The organism is Paenibacillus sp. FSL M8-0212 (assembly GCF_038004645.1).
Lineage (GTDB): Bacteria > Bacillota > Bacilli > Paenibacillales > Paenibacillaceae > Paenibacillus.
In genome coordinates this window covers 5,884,608-5,900,684 of record NZ_JBBORP010000001.1, presented here as the reverse complement: position 1 = coordinate 5,900,684, position 16,077 = coordinate 5,884,608, and the positions used below count along the sequence as shown (strand labels likewise).

The window sequence follows — 16,077 nt, the reverse complement described above, 5'->3', positions numbered from 1 at the left end:
TGCTAAACAAATTTAGCCTGAATTTCTTTTAAAAACAAATCCGCAGCAGTCGAAAAGACCTGATGTTTTTTCCAAACGATATTTAACCCAGATTCAAGTCTTGGCTCTAGCGGTCTAAAACAAAGGTTGCTTTCACTAGACGTATTCACTATTTTATCAAGTATTAATGCATAACCAATGCCTTCTTCAACCATAATGGCAGCATTATATGCAAGATTGTATGTAGTAACGACGTTTAATTTGTCAAAATCTTCACCAAACCAGTCTGCAAACTCATTTTTTGAAAACGTCTGCTTCATTGACTGTCGTGAACAGATCAGTGGAACATGTAATAAGTCTGTAGATCGAATCGTATCTTTGGAGGCGAGTGGACTTTCTTTTCTCATAACCACTCCCCAAACATCTTTGTCGGAGAAATTGATATAGTTATATTTGGAAACATCCGCTGGCTGGATTAGAATACCGAAGTCAAGGAGTCCCTTGTCAAGCCGCTCAGTTACATCATCTTCGTTACCGCTGAATAGGTGATAGCGTATATTGGGATATTTATTCTGCACTTCTTTTGCCACTCTTGCAATCTGTTTCATGGCTTCCGTTTCTCCACCGCCTATATAAATATCTCCACTTATGGTTTCTTCCATGGATTGAAATTCTGCCTCTAATTTATCAACCATACCCACAATTTCTTCAGCCCTATTTCTTAAAAGCATACCTTCATCTGTGAGAATAACACTGTAACTACTGCGAATAAATAATTTCTTTCCCAACTCTTGTTCAAGGTCTTTCAATTGTCTGGACAAAGTGGGCTGCGTAACATGCAAGAAATCAGCAGCACGTGTAATGCTTCCTTCTCTGGCGACCGTAAGAAAATAACGCAATACTCTAATCTCCATCGTAACTCCTCCTTTATCCTTTATATTCTACAATAAACCTTACAGAAATGCCTTTCAAGCATAACTTGTTATAAGATATGAGTATTTGCTATGTGGTGTATAAACGCTAAACTAAAAAGCAAGGCAACTGGAGAAGAAATTGAAAGGAATGAATGATATGGATAAGACAAAAGTATGGTTTATCACTGGCGCTGGTCGAGGTATGGGCACAACTATTGCTAAGGCTGCTTTCAATGCTGGACACAAGGTTGTTGCTAACGACCGGAATCCTGATGCGGTGGTTCGTGCGATAGGTGAGTCCGAGAATGTAATGGTTGTCCCATTAGATGTTTGCGAGCCTGCAGATGCACATTCCGCAGTTAAGGCGGCAATTGACGAGGCCCAACCGCCGCAACGCTTCATTGCAGGAGCCGACGCGATAGACATTGCAGAACAGAAAATTGCCAACCTTCAGACAGAGATCGATGCTTACCGGGATCTCTCTAAATCCATGGCATATGACAACTAAACGAAATCACCTGCTTGTATTCATTCTGACCTTTGGTGTATTCAGTATTTTAAATACGGAGATGGGCGTAATCGGAATCTTACCTTTGATTGCAGAACATTACCAGGTCAGTATCTCAACCGCTGGTTTGATCGTGAGTCTTTTTGCGCTTGCGGTTGCTGTATCTGGTCCGATTTTACCCTTATTATTTTCGGGCATGAACCGGAAGCATGTCATGTTGTTTATACTTGGCATTTTTATTGTGGGCAGCCTGGTTTCCGCTATCACATCAAACTTTACGGTATTGGTCATTGCACGTGTCGTTCCGGCTTTTTTCCATCCGGTCTATTGCTCATTGGCATTTACGGTCGCAGCGGCGTCAGTCCCCAAGGAAGTAGCGCCGAAGGCAGTGGCTAAAGTATTTGTAGGCGTGTCGGCAGGGATGGTACTTGGAGTACCCCTCTCGAGTTTGATTGCCACCAGCACATCGTTGTTCTATGCGATGTTGTTCTTTGCAACCGTAACGATCGTCGCATTTGTAGCAACACTTCTTTTTGTGCCCTCAATGCCAGTTACGAAAAGAATCTCTATGGGTACTCATCTGTATGTATTGAGAAGATCCGTGATGTGGCTATCCATTGCTGGCGTGATTTTCATGAACGGAGCTGTATTTGGGGTCTATAGTTACCTTGCCGAGTTTCTGAAAACCGTGACAAGATATGACTGGAACACCGTCAGTGTGCTGTTATTTCTATATGGCTTGGCCAACATGGTTGGGAACATGATAGCAGGAAAACTGCTCGCTAATTTCCCTTTAAGAACGATCAAGATGTATCCCATTGCATTAATAACGGTATACATCTTGTTGTTCACCTTCGGACAATTCAGTGTGCCAACAGCCTTCCTTATTTTCATTTGGGGGATCATAGGAGGCATAGGGGGCAATATCACTCAATATTGGGTGGTATCGGCAGCACCAGAGGCACCCGAACTGTCGAATGGGATCTTTCTAACTTCTTCCAACCTGGGAACAACACTTGGTGCTAGTGTATGTGGACTAATCGTAACTGGAATAAGTACACAATATATTGTAGTTGGAGGAATCGTGTTCCTTATCTTTAGTATCGTAACGAATTACTTCAGAATCTCCATGACTGGCCGATTGGAGAGTTCCAAAGTTGAAGGATAAGAGGCGGACGTAGTGATAGGCGTTATACATTAGCGTTTCGGCATTTTGCTCTCATCCATATACAACAGATTCCAGCGGTGACCGTCCAGGTCGGCAAATCCCGCGCCGTACATCCAGCCGTCTATTTCACCTGGCTTGCCAAAGATGGTTCCTCCAGCTAACTCGACTTTTTCAATAAAAGCATCAACTTCTTCTCTGCTGTCAGCACCAATGGAAAATATCACTTCTGCGCTATGGGAAGTATCTGCGGTTTTGGCACCTGTAAATTTCTCAAACGTTGCATCCGGGAACAGGAGAATCGTCGTTGAGCCTATGACAAGCTGGGCTCTCTCGTTGCCAACATTCTCCCCATGGAATCCAATCTCATTGAAAAAGGTAGTGGATTTCACAACATCTTTCACCGGCAGGTTCATCCAGATTTTTTGTGACATGGTAGTAGCCTCCTAGAGTATATTTTCGACACTCTTACTATACTCTACCTCAATTCAAAATTACATAATCGGGTACATACGATTATGTAAGAGTTAGAAATAACTAATATAATGAAGGATGATTTAGAGAAATCATAATCGTTCTAATCAGTTCAAAACCCAAACCAAAAGAGCAATCTCCAATGAGGTTGCTCTTTTGGTCATGGCTTATTTTGCCTAACGGTGTATACGCAGTTTCTTCCTCCGGCTAGAATGTATTCTCCCCGTTCAATATGAACATTATCGCCTAGAACCGTTTTGAATAAATGTAACTCATTCTTGCATAACCCGGTACATACCGCGGCCGCTTCACAGATGGGGCAATGCTTCTCAATGAGTAGGAGACTGCCATCATCTTGCTCCTTAACCTCGGCCATATAACCTTCATTCGTACGAATTTCGGCCAATTTCTCCAATCTCTCTCTAACTCCTGATGCATCGCCAAGATGCTGAAGATATTGTTCTTGCATATTTTTATTTCGAACATTCAGCAGCTTGTCCAGCCCTTCAGTACCAAAAGCTTCTTTCATCGAATTGATGAGGCTGACGGATAAATCCGAATATCCACTTGGGAAAAAACGATTAGCCGCGGGAGTTAATATCCATAACTTGGTGGGACGACCCATGGGACGGGCCTCTTCCACAGTGGTAACCAATCCTTCTCCTTTTAGCGCATTCAGATGTTGACGAATAGCCATTCCGGATAACGAAAACTGAGAGGAGAGAGTGACAACATCCATTCCCCCGCGCTCTTTTAACAAATTAATAATTGCTCTCCGGGTACTGGTCGAGACATCCTTTTTAGTTTGATTTCCGCTCATGGTGCACCTCCTTTTGAAGCAACTGAATCTACATGACTAACTACATTTTAAACAAAAATGTTGACAAAGTCAAAGTCGGACTGTAGCTTAGACATTATAAACAAAAATGTTTACTAAGTATCCGGATACGATGTATACATACCAATTTTCTTGGAGGTCACATTTCATGTCGTCTAATCATAAAAGTATTTTCAGCCCGCGTTATTTTGCATTGTCCATAGGAATTATTTTGTCAGTGATGGCCGTTGGATTTGAAGGTTTATCCGTCACCACCATTGCTCCTTCAATTGCTGGAGACTTGAACGGCCTTAGCCTGTTCGGATGGATATTCAGTACGTATCTGCTTGCGCAGATTATCGGGACGCTGGTCGTCGGTCGGATCATTGATAAAAGAGGACCTGCAGCACCGTTCACTTTTGCACTTCTGTTGTTTATCGTAGGGCTGATCGCTGCCGCAACCGCAGGCGATATGTATACCATGATAGGATCACGGGCTCTGCAGGGTTTGGGTGCCGGAGCTATGATGACTTGTGTGTATACGGCTATATCCTTAAGTTACCCGGATGAGTTACGTGCCAAAATTCTTGGAGCCTTTGGTACTGCCTATGTTCTTCCGTCCATGCTTGGTCCATATGTAGCCGGTCTTATCGCAGATCAGTGGTCCTGGCGCTTTGTTTTCTGGGGGATCTTACCCGTGCTGGTGGTTTCAGCGTTGCTCAGTTTACCTGCCTTCAGGAAATTAAAAGTGCAGAAGACGGGAGGGGAGAGCGGATCTTCATCCACTTGGATGGCGTTACTCTTAACGTTAGGTACAGGGATTTTCCTGGTTGGTCTAAGTATGTTACCGAGCATTATGGGATTTGTTTTAGTCGTGATTGGCCTGGTATTGATGTTATTTCCGCTCCGTAAATTGCTTCCGAAGGGAACACTTACGTTGCGAAGAGGTATGCCAGCAATTCTGGCAACACGTGGGTTGTTCTTTGCTGCCTATACCAGCACACAGAATTTCCTGGTATTGGCACTAATCGACGTGAAAGGAATCACACCTTCTCAGGCCGGATTAATTGTCGCGAGTGCTGCATTAAGTTGGTGTATCATTGCGTATCTGCAAGGACGGTGGGATGCGGCAGATCAGGGCCGTGGACGTCATATGAGAATTTTTCTTGGGGTATTGCTGCTTGCGATAGGGATTGCCATCGTATTTTGGGTACCTGTTGTGACCGTTACCATCGCAGTTCTTGGTCAGATCATTGCAGGAGTCGGTATTGGATTGGCACATCCGATTAGCGGTGTTGTTGCATTTTCCCAAACGGGGGAGGAAGGCGTGGGCCAAACCTCAGCAAACCTGCAATTTGCAGATTCTTTTACACCGGGGGTAGTGATCGGCATTGGTGGTTCCATCCTTGTCGTGTGTCAGGCTGGCGGGATGTCACTTCAATCCGGCTTAATTGTAGCCATGGGTTTCCATCTCTTGTTGATCGTCATGAGTATCATTGCCAGCACTCGGATCTCACCACGCGGATGAATAAGAAAGTGGGTGTACAGACCATTGCTCACTGAAGATCCGAATAAACTATTTACGGCTTATCGTATCATCGGAACGAAATGGACGATCCATATTTTATGTGCTCTGTCTCAAGGCCCGAAGAGATTCGGTGAAATATTCGAAAGTATTCCTTCCATTTCCGAAATGATCCTCTCCAGACGTTTAAAGGGTCTTCAACATGATCATTTGGTCAAAAGAACAATACTGACACGCCCTACACAAATTATTTATGAACTTACGCCAAAAGGAGCTGCTCTTGCTGCATTCATACCCTGTCTAATGGACTGGGATACCAAATTTCAAAATGATACCACCGGGAGGAATAAAGATGATCATTGAGGTCAGTGATATAGCATCGGACAAAATCGTTGAGATCTTATCAAGTGCGGATATCCAAAATGCCTTCCTTAGAGTAGGCGTTGATGAAGGGGGATGCAGTGGTTTATCTTATACCCTTATCGTGGATGAACAGCAGGCAGAAGAAGACATTGTGTTAAATAAAAAGCAATTTAAGATATTGGTTCACGCAAACAGTATTCCATATATTGATGGTCTTGAGATTGATTATGAAGAGAGCGGAATGTTAGGCGGATTCACCATGAATAATCCAAATGCCAAAGTTTCGTGTGGATGCGGGGCCAGTTTCAGAATGGCCAATTATCGTGGCGAAGTGAAAAAATGTGATTAATGAAGGAAGGAGTGCAGAGCAATGATCTCATTTGTAATATCTGAACAAGCAATCGATTCATTTAAGAATGAATGGGAATTGGAAGAGTGCCAATATGTAAGGATTTATGCAAAATATGTCGGAGGAGGCTCCGATGCTTTTACAATTGGCATAAATGCGAGTGCTACACCGGTCGATCCCGCATTGATTCAATTCATTGGAGAATTTCATTTCTTTGTTGAAAAAACAGATGCCTGGATCCTGGAGGATGAACTTCTCCAAATTGACTGTAATGAAGATGGCATATTTTCAAGCAAAATCTCCTATTGAACATGAAATCATAATCTAGAGCACGATTCTACTTTTTAAACATTAAACTTTACAAAGTAAAACACATAAGGTATATTCATGGAGTCAAAAGGTTTATTTTACCATAATATCCATCAAATTATGGAGGTGTAGAAGACAAACAACAATCAGATTGGGATTTTTGATGCTCAGTACAGGGCGCCTACAATTGGTATTATGCTGGTTCTGTCAACCGTCGCTTTCGAAGGACTGGCTATCACAACGATTGCCGCGAAAATGGCACAAAGTTTAGAGGGCATTCATTTATACGGTTGGATCTTCAGCGCATTTTTGTTATCTCAGCTTATTGGAACTTTGGTTATGGGTCAGCAGATTGACAAGCGCGGCGTTTTTACATCCATGCTGATATCTTTTAGTGTTTTTGTGTTAGGAACTGTGGTCTCCGCTATCTCTTTCGACATGCACATGCTTATTACAGGAAGAGCCCTTCAAGGTTTTGGAGCGGGGGCCTTGATCACATGCGTTTATACCTGTGTGACGTTACATTATCCAGATACACTTCGTACTCAAATTCTGGCGGCATTCTCCATGGCATTTGTCCTGCCTACCTTAATCGGACCTTATGCAGCAGGCCTTATTGCTTCCTACATCTCGTGGCGATATGTTTTCTGGATCGTTTTACCCTTGATTGGAATAGCGCTCAGTCTCACATTCCGTTCTTTCCGTAACTTGCAGCTTCAGCAAGATCTGACAGGTCCAGCGCGAGCAACCGACTCAAAGATTATGTATGCGATTCTGCTTGCCGTTGGAACGGGGCTATTACTCACAGGACTTGGTATGATAACCGATTGGAAAGGTATATTACTCACTTTGGGTGGGTTAGTCGTCATGATCACACCAATGCGTAAATTGCTGCCTGTGGGCACTTTTTCGATAAAAAAAGGATTGCCTGCTACTTTGGTATCAAGAGGGCTATATGTTGCTTGTTATTTTACAACGGAAAGTTTTGTGATCTTGGCACTAACCGAAGTGAAGGGGTTATCCGCTGATCTTGCTGGCCTCATTGTAGCAGCAGGTTCTCTCAGCTGGTCCGCCGCAGCGTGGTTACAAGCCAAGCTTGATGCACGAGATCAAGGTCGTGCCCGGAAGGGCAGAGTCATGACGGGCATTGGGATTATGATCGCTGGAACTGTACTTGTGATCCTGGCTCTTATTTTGTCGGACGGCGGGATTGTACTCATCCTTCTCTCACAAATGATTACAGGGTTTGGTGTTGGATTGGCCAACCCTACAACGGCAGCCATTGCTTTACAACATGCCTTGCCCAGGAAAGAGGGAGAAATGTCCGCCAATCTGCAATTTGTGGATTCCTTCTATATGGGCGTAAGCATTGGCGTTGGTGGCGCTCTGATTGCCTTGTCCGAAACTTTACAATGGGGCATATCGACAGGTGTTTTGATCGTGTTAACACTGCAATTATTATGGGTCTTGTTAAGTTTCTTGGCATCACTTCGAATTACCAAACTCGTTCATCAAGAACATCATCCAATCAACCAAGTGAAGGATAACATCTCCATGTAACGGATGACGACCGCGTCGTTAAATACATCATGAAGAACGGGGGGACTAATTGCATTGGGAGGTGGGTAAGATGGCACGTGTATTAGTAGTCATTACTCCAGCTGAAGGACATGTGAATCCATCGTTAGGATTAGTTACTCAGTTGACGAACAATGGTGAGGAAGTCATCTATGTGTGCACGGAGGAGTACCGTTCCCGAATTGAACAAACCGGTGCTCAGATCATCACCTATCCATTTCCACAAGATGCTTTCTCTCATGATCCGGTGTTAAAACCACAGGAGTACAAACATTCTTATCAGTTCATTTATATGATGGTAAGCGGTATTATTCGGAGGATCATCCCCAATGTGCTGCAGGTGATCAAGGATCAGAAGTTCGATTATATGATCTTTGATTCCCTAATGGGATGGGGAGGGACTATTCTTGCAGAAAAGCTGGGAATTCCTGCGGTGTGCTCGATTGCGTCCTTTGCTTTTGTGGAGCCTCTGGGGTCTAACTCGGGCCTGAATGAGAGAGAGACAAAGGAGCTTTATGAGGCTACGATGAAAATAACAACGGAGTTAGCTGAAGAGTTTCAAGTGAGAATTCCAGCCATGGAAGAGATTCCGGCACATGCAGGTCAGTTAAAGCTCGTGTACACCAGCCGATATTTTCAGCCTCAGGCAGAAAAGCTGGATGATCGTTTTATTTTCACGGGTCCTTCGATCATAACACGTCAAGATGCTCCGACCTTCTCGTATGAGTTGCTTCGTGAACGGTACCCGCAAACCGTGTACATTGCTATGGGTACGATTTTAAATAAAAACTTGGATTTCTATCAGCTTTGCTTTGAAGCATTAGGGGATCTACCCGTGAATGTAGTTTTATCTTCAGGAAAATACACGGATATGGAGCCATTGGCTGAGCAAATACCTCCTAATTTTATCGTCAAGCCATACATTGCCCAGTTGGACATGCTGCAGCATACCGATGTTTTTATTACACATGCTGGAATGAACAGCACAAGTGAGGCGTTATATTATAATGTTCCGATGGTGATGATTCCATTAACATCGGATCAGCCTCTTGTCGCCAATAGGGTACAGGAGCTCGGCGCGGGTATTACTTTAAATAAACATAACCTCAGTGCAGCTAATTTGAGAGAGGCATTAACAGAAGTACTACACAATTCACTTTATAAACGGCAGGCTTACCTCATTGGTGAATCTTTAAGGCAGGCTGGCGGTTACAAGCGAGCCGCCGAAATGATTATGAGTCATATGGGTTCAGGCCGGGGAAGTTACACCATTTAATGGTTTTCCATTCAAAGTCGCTTAATCAGCGGCTTTATTTGGTTTTAATAGTCTTAAGACTTGACCTACAGTTAACTCTATGTCTTATACTCCGATTAGGCTTGCAAATTATATGAGGAATTGGAGATTTTATTGATCATGGCGAAGAGCACGAATTGGAATGTTTTTGGACTCGCAATACTACTAGGTTTATTTTCTACATTAGGTCCATTTACGATTGATATGTATTTACCGGCATTTCCGGAGATTGCACAAAATATGAATACAACGGCATCACTTGTACAATTTAGCCTTACTGCTTGTTTATTAGGACTCGGTGTAGGACAACTTGTTATGGGTCCTTTGAGTGACGCGTACGGTAGACGTAGACCATTGTTGATCTGTATGGCAGCCTATATTATTTGTTCCTTGGCATGTGCTTTTGCTCCGAATATCGGACTATTGATTTTGTTTCGTTTCACGCAAGGATTTGCGGCATCAGCTGGAATTGTCATTTCCCGTGCGATAGCTAGAGATTTATATAGTGGACATGAACTCACTAAATTTTTCTCTTTGCTGTTGCTTGTAGGGAATTTGGGGCCTTTGGCAGCACCGATCGCGGGAAGTGGAATTCTTTCCTTCACAACATGGGTTGGTGTATTTATCTCTCTTTCATTTCTGGGGATTTTCTTATTAATCATGACAAAGTGGAGCTTAAAAGAAACACACCCCGTCGAAAGACGTATGGTTCCTGACTTCAAACAGCAATTGGGTAATTACAGAATGCTTCTGCGTGACCGCAAGTTTGTTGGTTACATGCTGGCACAGGGAATCATGACGGCAGGGGTCTTTGCTTATGTGGCGGGAACACCATTTATTTACCAAAATATATATGGAGTCACACCCACGGTATTTGCTATATTGTTTGCTTCAAACGGCATCAGCTTGATCATCGGATCTCAAATCGTGGGTCGATTGGCCAAACGTATACCTGAGCAGACACTTCTATTATCGGGACTATGGCTTGCTTTAATAGCAAGTGTTGCTGCCTTGGTGGTGACTCTGGTTCACGGTCCGCTTTTCGCTTTGGTCATTCCGTTGTTCTTCTTTGTTTGCTCGATCGGCATTACGTCTACAGCGGCATTCCCGCTTGCCATGGAGAGTCAAGCTAAGATGGCGGGAAGTGCAGCAGCACTGCTCGGAGTTGTTCCTTTTCTTCTCGGTGCACTGGTTGCTCCTCTGGTCGGGATCGCAGGTGAGGACACTGCCGTCCCGTTAGGACTCACTTTATTAATGACCAGTATTATTGCGATTGTAACTTATTTTTTACTCGTTAAAAAAATCTCGCAGCATACATCTAATCATGCCCAGTCTAATGCTGAATTTTAGTATAGAAGGAACAGCTCGCCAAGCATTAGCGTGAGACATGAATGAATATGATTCCATTACAAGTCGCTGCAATAGCGGCTTTTTTTGGTTTAAGGGCAGAATAAACTTATTCTCTCTTGTACGGCATTCAGGACTTCTTCCGGAATTTCCTTAACCTTGATATCTTCACCTAGAAAAAGCAACCAATTGGTCATTTCGGTTAATTCGTCTGAGTTATGAACATTCACAAATGCCTTTAGGAGGGCTGTCGTTTGGTACGGATTCGTATAGGCAATTGAAAATTTTAAAGGATGGTACTTTTTATATTGAGCAATCGCTTTTGGGCCAAGTTCCAGGACAAGGTTGATGACCTCTTCCTGTGTATTTCGTTTTAGTTTTTCTACAATCTTTTTTGTACTCACTCCTTTTTTCGTCGGGTATGCTTCGACATGGATGAGGTTGTCTACTGATACAATTCGTCTTTTTTCTTTCTCCAAGTCAAAACCTTCAATGATCCAATGGCCTTTTTGATGATGAAGGTGCAAGAGAACGATAGGATAGGACTTTGTTTTCTTCTCTTCTTGGACAGTAACTAACAAATAACGTTCTATAAGAAGAATTTGGATGAGTTTTTCTAAAGTAGGATGAGGCAGGTCTGATAGATCAAGCAGGTCTGGATTATGGGGATTGGTCCCTTCAAAAAGCAATATTTGATTCAAATGCACAAGGTCATCTTGCTGATTTTCTGAGATAAGGCCCAATAATTTTTCAGCCAAAGATTGACGACTCTTCAGATAAGGAAGTTGTTGATTTCTTGTCGCCATAAAGGCAATGAATAACGCTTTGATTTCATTATCGGTGAACCGGACAGTAGGCAGGAGGGAGTTGTTCATGACAAAATAACCCCCGTCGCGCCCAACTTCAGCGACAAGTGGCATTCCCATGGCTTCAATTTCTCTGATATCTCTAATGGCTGTTGAACGAGAAATGTTAAATTCTCGCATAATTTCAGAGATGGTAAAATGTGCACGGTTATTGATATACCGCGTGATGACATTAATACGTTCGACTTTTTTCATTGGGCCCCCTAAACAGTATCATATTCTGACATGATTTAAGGTTATTATAAACCCATCAAGTGAAAACACAAATCAATTGAAAATTTAAAGAGGACGGTGTAAACCATGAGTAATTATCATTTCGAAGAAAAAGAGAGCTTTATCGTGTTAGGTATTGGAACGGATCTTAAGAGCGACTATACAGACTATGTTGGCATCAGCAAGGAGAAGGCGGATTTTTGGTCCGCGGTGAAAGAGGATGGAAGCCTGGACAAACTAAAGTCTCTGGCTACTAATGACTATATTTTTGCTGTTAACGAAGCCGTGAATAACAAAATGATGCATTATGCTGGTGTCATGACAGAAGAGTATCTGCCAGAAGCAACAAGAGTAATCCAATTTCCTAAGGGAGCATACCTGGTTGTGAAGGGCGAAGCAGAGACGGCTGATGCGCTCAGTAATATGCTTACTGGCATTGCCTTTGGTCAAGCCCTCCCCGTAGAAAAGGATTATGCTTATGTTGGCGGTCCGAATACAACGGTTGAAATGGGAGAGAAAAACGGTTTGGTATATGGTGAAATGTGGATTCCTGTTGTTAGGAATTAGTACGAAGGGGAGATCTGAAGACTTTTGAGTTGAATATGAAGGACAAAGCTCTCTTCCAAATGGAAGAGAGCTTTCCCAATTGCACGACAGCACGCTATTAATTTAAAACACCACTACCGATTACTTTTACCTTTATTTCCGGGTGAAAACGAACTTGGGCATACTGTTGATTCCAGTCTAAGCTTTTCCACAAGTCCGGGTGATGGGCGATTAAGTGTCTGCCAATACCGAAGGAATCACACCCGCTCTGCTGAAGTGTCTTGATAATTAGTTCTGCGTCCTGAGTCATGTCATCGGATAACTCGCGGTTCAGACGTTCAATCGTTCCCTTTTCCTGAAGATGATTCATTGCATACTCAACAATCGTTACTGGAAGTTCGATATGGAGATTCACATCAATTTGGCTATCATGTGCAACCTTTACCGCGAGTTTACGTTTGATTTTTTTGGTATTCGCTTCGTAAGTGATATAGTTCCGTGGATTATTGGAAGGACCAGGATGAATCTTTTTGACAAATCGCGCTGTTTTATTCCATTTACCACTCATAATAACGTATAGAGGGGCCTGTTCGATATTAAGACTCCCACTGAACCTTTGCCCGTGAAACAGGGCGATTCCTCGCGCATCAATTTCCTCTCCATTCTTAAATAGATAAGGCAACGTAAAGTCCTGTCCCGGATCCAGCATGGGTGGGAGAAGGGTTTCCAGCGTCATTTCAGGAAAAATGCATAATTCCTCCAAACTCTTAATTTTTTTCGTTATAAACTCACCAATCAATATGCTGCCCACTCTTTTTTGATGTAACAAATCGCCGGCCTCTCCATCCACAATCGCAATTTTTACATGTGAGGTCGGGTAATCAGGTTCCCGATATAAGACATCCAAGTAGGGGTAGATATCATTTTGTGCGAGTTTGTTGCCATATAAGATCATCCCATATTTGAAAAACCGGATATCACCCGTCACTTTAGCGCGAATTCTATCCGTGCTTTGTCGGACGGATCTCCCGGTACCTGAGTGGACTTCATTACCGTTGCTCCCTTGTTGACTCTCAGAATCATCGACAATTTCAAGCGTCTGTTTAATTTCACCCTCTGATGTGATGTCGAACGACGAAGCATTAGCCAGTCTTGCATCTTTTAAACTATCCTGATCCCAGCATCCCGTCATCACCATAAGCAGGATCAGCAGGACAAGGATTTTTCCTCGTTTACTCATATCATCTTCTCTTTTCGTTTCATTATATAAGATAGAACCAACAGTAGCAGAGGCAGGATCATGAGGAAAAAGTAAGCCGATCTGTTGGCTATCGTACTAATCAACTCCAGTTTTTCCCGCTGTTGTGGCAGATAGGCAATTACACAAGAAGCAAGAACGACATAAGGTACAGCTTTTTTATGGTGTTTTTGTTTGAAGAGATAACTTATACCATAAGATGCCGTATAGTAGTAACCGCAGATCGCCCCAAAAATAGAAATTAACCAGATAGGGAGGAACAGGAAATCGGCCCGATCCATTGTCCCGAGTGGGATTGAACGGAGCAAATAAATGACAGGTTCAGGCATTAAGTCAAGTTGCTGCGGACTAAAAGCCGTTGAACAAATAAACACGGTAAATGCATACAACATCACTACTACAGCACTTGCCAGAGCAACAGACTTGAGTTTGCCACCGCTGTTACCTTCAACCATGGGAAAAACAACGAGAAAAAACTCAAATCCGAACATAGCCATTAATGTTTCGGTTGATCCACTAATGATTTTGGGCCATCCTGCTTCGGTTAAAGGCAAAAGATATAACAGATTGATTTCCTTGAGTCCATAACTGATCAATACCATCATGGGCAAGATCAAAAAGGAGATGAGTACAAGGACCCTGGCAATGATCCGTAATTTTTGCCTAACCAAATAGATACTGCTGAACAAAAAGAGGGCTAATATAGCCCACCGCGGCGTATCCTGCAGCATCCAACGGTTGATTACACCATAGGCGTTGACCAACACAGAAGTGCCCATTAATAGGAAATATCCAACGTAGGCAATGATCAGCAACTTTCCCATCCATTTACCCGTAATCAGCGTGACAATGTCATAAATGGACGAGTTCGGGAATCTTCGCATCAAAAGCCAGCACAACAATATGACAAGTTGAATCAGGAAACCTCCAAGGAAAACAGAGATCCACCCACCGCCTTTTGACAAAAGATGTATCCGATAAGGGAGAGACAATATATCTACACCGATTTCAAATTTCATGATGAGCAAGAACAATTGTCCCCGAGTGATCGTTGTTTCCTTATTCACGTTTTTTCCAACTCCTAGAGAACTTCTGCTGATTCAGCCGCTGCGGGCGGGCATCATGAGGACGCCCGCGAAGCGCCCAAATGGGAAATCGAATCCATACATCCTTCATGTCAGCTAAGCGGAAAGGGGCCACTGGAGCAAAATAAGGCGATCCGAAGTTTTCCATCTTACATAGGTGAATGGTTAGAATCACCAGACCAAATGCGATGCCGATATATCCAAAAAGCGCTGCTCCGATCATCATTGGAAAGCGGAGAATACGGACTGCCGAACTCATCTCATGGGAAGGCACCAAAAACGAGGAGATAGCAGTTAGGGATACCACAATAATCATTGTATAGGATACAAGCCCCGCACGAACGATAGCATCTCCGATAACCAAACCGCCAACGATGCCGATGGTCTGGCCCACTCGGCTGGGAAGTCGAACCCCGGCTTCTCTTAATACTTCAAAGATCAGTTCAAGCAACATTGCCTCTACAAGTGCAGGAAAGGGGATGTTCTGCAATGATTTCTTGATTGTGTGTGCCAGCTCGATCGGTAAAATGGCGGAGTGAAAAGAGATGGTTGCAATATAAACAGCAGGTAATGTAAAAGCAATGACAAAACTCATCATGCGAATTAACCTTAAAAAAGAACTGACAATCCAGCGACCATGATAATCATCCGGACTTTGATAAAAAGCAAAAAACGTAACTGGAGCAATAAGAGCTGACGGACTTCCTTCGGCAAGTATGGCGACGCGTCCTTCCATCAAGTTGGCAATAACCCGGTCAGGTCTTTCTGTATTGAGCTGCTGGGGAAACAGTGAGAAGGGGTTATCCTCCACAAACTCTTCAATAAAGCCTGGAGCGAGCACCATATCTGAAGATATGGATGTGATTCGCTCTTCTACTTCGTTCACTAACTCCGGATTGGCCAAGTCCTGAAGATATACAACTGCAATTTTGGTATGTGTCTTCTCGCCGACATTAAAATATCGAACGATTAAAGATGGACTGATAATTTGTCTGCGGATCAGATTCAAATTAACCGAAAGCTGCTCTACGAATCCATTGTGCGGACCTCGAATAACACCTTCGTTTTCCGGTTCGGTTGTGCTACGGACATACATTTTCTCGGTAGAAAGAATGTAAAACTCCGGGTACCCATCAATTATGTAAAGACATTTCCCTTGAATAAGTGAGTCTATTCCACGTTGCAGATCCGTATCTTTTCGACTTTCTAATGTGGTGAACGATGGATAGATTTTCGAATGGGCTTGCTCATTTAGTGCGGTTAAGACATGTGTTTGAATGATCTCTTGATCTACAAGTGAATCGATATAGAGAAGCACACTCTGTACGCCATTGAGTAGAAGCAATTGTTGTTTCAAATCGTCCGTATTATAAAGGGACTGTTCTACGTAAGAAATATTCTTTTTTAATTCAGAGAATGCCTGATTGGTTGGGTTCATTGATCCACCTCTTTATCAAATGCGACATGGATTATATTGTGCAAAATCA

General features: G+C 43.1%; 17 protein-coding genes. 10 read left to right on the top strand and 7 right to left on the bottom strand.

All coding sequences use genetic code 11. The annotated features are described in order from the left end of the window. Window positions 1–2: 2 nt before the first annotated feature. On the bottom strand, window positions 3–893 hold the full coding sequence (locus MKX68_RS25840) for a LysR family transcriptional regulator (protein WP_340914616.1): 891 nt from the start codon (window positions 891–893) through the stop codon (window positions 3–5). Between the two features lie 157 nt (window positions 894–1,050). On the opposite strand from MKX68_RS25840, the gene MKX68_RS25835 reads away from it, so the two are divergent. Then, the gene (locus tag MKX68_RS25835) at window positions 1,051–1,401 is read left to right on the top strand and encodes an SDR family NAD(P)-dependent oxidoreductase (RefSeq protein ID WP_340914615.1); all 351 of its coding nucleotides are present in this window, start codon (window positions 1,051–1,053) and stop codon (window positions 1,399–1,401) included. Then, window positions 1,391–2,569: an MFS transporter gene (locus tag MKX68_RS25830; protein ID WP_340914614.1), complete on the top strand. Its 1,179-nt coding sequence runs from the start codon at window positions 1,391–1,393 to the stop codon at window positions 2,567–2,569. The genes MKX68_RS25835 and MKX68_RS25830 overlap by 11 nt, the downstream gene beginning before the upstream one ends. 29 nt (window positions 2,570–2,598) lie before the next feature. Here MKX68_RS25830 and MKX68_RS25825 read toward each other — a convergent pair whose 3' ends face one another. Both MKX68_RS25825 and MKX68_RS25820 read right to left on the bottom strand, forming a co-directional pair. Further along, window positions 2,599–3,000: a VOC family protein gene (locus MKX68_RS25825; protein WP_340914613.1), complete on the bottom strand. Its 402-nt coding sequence runs from the start codon at window positions 2,998–3,000 to the stop codon at window positions 2,599–2,601. A gap of 200 nt (window positions 3,001–3,200) precedes the next feature. After that, window positions 3,201–3,860, bottom strand: coding sequence for a helix-turn-helix transcriptional regulator (locus MKX68_RS25820; protein WP_340914612.1), 660 nt, complete (start codon window positions 3,858–3,860; stop codon window positions 3,201–3,203). Window positions 3,861–4,026: 166 nt separating this feature from the next. On the opposite strand from MKX68_RS25820, the gene MKX68_RS25815 reads away from it, so the two are divergent. The 7 genes from MKX68_RS25815 to MKX68_RS25790 all read left to right on the top strand — a co-directional run bounded on the left by MKX68_RS25815 (window position 4,027) and on the right by MKX68_RS25790 (window position 10,625). After that, window positions 4,027–5,385 carry an MFS transporter gene (locus MKX68_RS25815; protein WP_340914611.1) on the top strand — a complete coding sequence of 453 codons (1,359 nt, stop codon included), beginning with the start codon at window positions 4,027–4,029 and terminating at the stop codon, window positions 5,383–5,385. 12 nt (window positions 5,386–5,397) lie between these two features. Further along, window positions 5,398–5,745: a winged helix-turn-helix transcriptional regulator gene (locus tag MKX68_RS28745; protein WP_445259829.1), complete on the top strand. Its 348-nt coding sequence runs from the start codon at window positions 5,398–5,400 to the stop codon at window positions 5,743–5,745. Beyond that, entirely contained in the window at window positions 5,735–6,094 is a 360-nt protein-coding gene (locus tag MKX68_RS25810) for a HesB/IscA family protein (RefSeq protein WP_200868521.1), read from the top strand. The genes MKX68_RS28745 and MKX68_RS25810 overlap by 11 nt, the downstream gene beginning before the upstream one ends. Window positions 6,095–6,115: 21 nt before the next feature. Next, a complete protein-coding gene (locus MKX68_RS25805) occupies window positions 6,116–6,403 on the top strand; it encodes a Fe-S cluster assembly protein HesB (RefSeq protein WP_340914610.1) in 288 nt (95 codons plus the stop codon). A gap of 195 nt (window positions 6,404–6,598) precedes the next feature. After that, entirely contained in the window at window positions 6,599–7,963 is a 1,365-nt protein-coding gene (locus MKX68_RS25800) for an MFS transporter (protein WP_340914609.1), read from the top strand. Between the two features lie 70 nt (window positions 7,964–8,033). Continuing rightward, window positions 8,034–9,257, top strand: coding sequence for a macrolide family glycosyltransferase (locus MKX68_RS25795; RefSeq protein WP_340914608.1), 1,224 nt, complete (start codon window positions 8,034–8,036; stop codon window positions 9,255–9,257). Between the two features lie 138 nt (window positions 9,258–9,395). Further along, complete coding sequence (locus MKX68_RS25790; RefSeq protein WP_340914607.1) at window positions 9,396–10,625, top strand: multidrug effflux MFS transporter; 1,230 nt, start codon at window positions 9,396–9,398, stop codon at window positions 10,623–10,625. A gap of 89 nt (window positions 10,626–10,714) precedes the next feature. Here MKX68_RS25790 and MKX68_RS25785 read toward each other — a convergent pair whose 3' ends face one another. After that, window positions 10,715–11,683 (bottom strand): helix-turn-helix transcriptional regulator, encoded by a 969-nt coding sequence (locus tag MKX68_RS25785; RefSeq protein ID WP_340914606.1) that lies wholly within the window; start codon window positions 11,681–11,683, stop codon window positions 10,715–10,717. Between the two features lie 105 nt (window positions 11,684–11,788). Between MKX68_RS25785 and MKX68_RS25780 the strand changes: the two genes are divergently transcribed. Continuing rightward, a complete protein-coding gene (locus tag MKX68_RS25780; protein ID WP_340914605.1) occupies window positions 11,789–12,268 on the top strand; it encodes a GyrI-like domain-containing protein in 480 nt (159 codons plus the stop codon). A 97-nt stretch (window positions 12,269–12,365) separates the two neighbouring features. Here the strand turns inward: MKX68_RS25780 and MKX68_RS25775 are convergent, their stop codons facing one another. The 3 genes from MKX68_RS25775 to MKX68_RS25765 are packed head-to-tail and all read right to left on the bottom strand — an operon-like array spanning window position 12,366 to window position 16,028. Then, window positions 12,366–13,487, bottom strand: coding sequence for a Ger(x)C family spore germination protein (locus tag MKX68_RS25775; RefSeq protein WP_338586839.1), 1,122 nt, complete (start codon window positions 13,485–13,487; stop codon window positions 12,366–12,368). After that, complete coding sequence (locus MKX68_RS25770; RefSeq protein WP_338586840.1) at window positions 13,484–14,572, bottom strand: GerAB/ArcD/ProY family transporter; 1,089 nt, start codon at window positions 14,570–14,572, stop codon at window positions 13,484–13,486. The genes MKX68_RS25775 and MKX68_RS25770 overlap by 4 nt, the downstream gene beginning before the upstream one ends. Then, window positions 14,565–16,028, bottom strand: a complete 1,464-nt coding sequence (locus MKX68_RS25765; protein WP_338586841.1) for a spore germination protein — start codon at window positions 16,026–16,028, stop codon at window positions 14,565–14,567. The genes MKX68_RS25770 and MKX68_RS25765 overlap by 8 nt, the downstream gene beginning before the upstream one ends. Window positions 16,029–16,077: the final 49 nt, after the last annotated feature.

What these genes read in the sequence shown, in the direction of transcription:
- MKX68_RS25840 (WP_340914616.1), bottom strand. Translation starts at nt 893, where the DNA reads ATGGAGATTAGAGTATTGCGTTATTTTCTTACGGTCGCCAGAGAAGGA.
- MKX68_RS25815 (WP_340914611.1), top strand. Translation starts at nt 4,027, where the DNA reads ATGTCGTCTAATCATAAAAGTATTTTCAGCCCGCGTTATTTTGCATTG.
- MKX68_RS25835 (WP_340914615.1), top strand. Translation starts at nt 1,051, where the DNA reads ATGGATAAGACAAAAGTATGGTTTATCACTGGCGCTGGTCGAGGTATG.
- MKX68_RS25810 (WP_200868521.1), top strand. Translation starts at nt 5,735, where the DNA reads ATGATCATTGAGGTCAGTGATATAGCATCGGACAAAATCGTTGAGATC.
- MKX68_RS25780 (WP_340914605.1), top strand. Translation starts at nt 11,789, where the DNA reads ATGAGTAATTATCATTTCGAAGAAAAAGAGAGCTTTATCGTGTTAGGT.
- MKX68_RS25795 (WP_340914608.1), top strand. Translation starts at nt 8,034, where the DNA reads ATGGCACGTGTATTAGTAGTCATTACTCCAGCTGAAGGACATGTGAAT.
- MKX68_RS25830 (WP_340914614.1), top strand. Translation starts at nt 1,391, where the DNA reads ATGACAACTAAACGAAATCACCTGCTTGTATTCATTCTGACCTTTGGT.
- MKX68_RS25775 (WP_338586839.1), bottom strand. Translation starts at nt 13,487, where the DNA reads ATGAGTAAACGAGGAAAAATCCTTGTCCTGCTGATCCTGCTTATGGTG.
- MKX68_RS25825 (WP_340914613.1), bottom strand. Translation starts at nt 3,000, where the DNA reads ATGTCACAAAAAATCTGGATGAACCTGCCGGTGAAAGATGTTGTGAAA.
- MKX68_RS25820 (WP_340914612.1), bottom strand. Translation starts at nt 3,860, where the DNA reads ATGAGCGGAAATCAAACTAAAAAGGATGTCTCGACCAGTACCCGGAGA.
- MKX68_RS25790 (WP_340914607.1), top strand. Translation starts at nt 9,396, where the DNA reads ATGGCGAAGAGCACGAATTGGAATGTTTTTGGACTCGCAATACTACTA.
- MKX68_RS25805 (WP_340914610.1), top strand. Translation starts at nt 6,116, where the DNA reads ATGATCTCATTTGTAATATCTGAACAAGCAATCGATTCATTTAAGAAT.
- MKX68_RS25785 (WP_340914606.1), bottom strand. Translation starts at nt 11,683, where the DNA reads ATGAAAAAAGTCGAACGTATTAATGTCATCACGCGGTATATCAATAAC.
- MKX68_RS25765 (WP_338586841.1), bottom strand. Translation starts at nt 16,028, where the DNA reads ATGAACCCAACCAATCAGGCATTCTCTGAATTAAAAAAGAATATTTCT.
- MKX68_RS25800 (WP_340914609.1), top strand. Translation starts at nt 6,599, where the DNA reads ATGCTGGTTCTGTCAACCGTCGCTTTCGAAGGACTGGCTATCACAACG.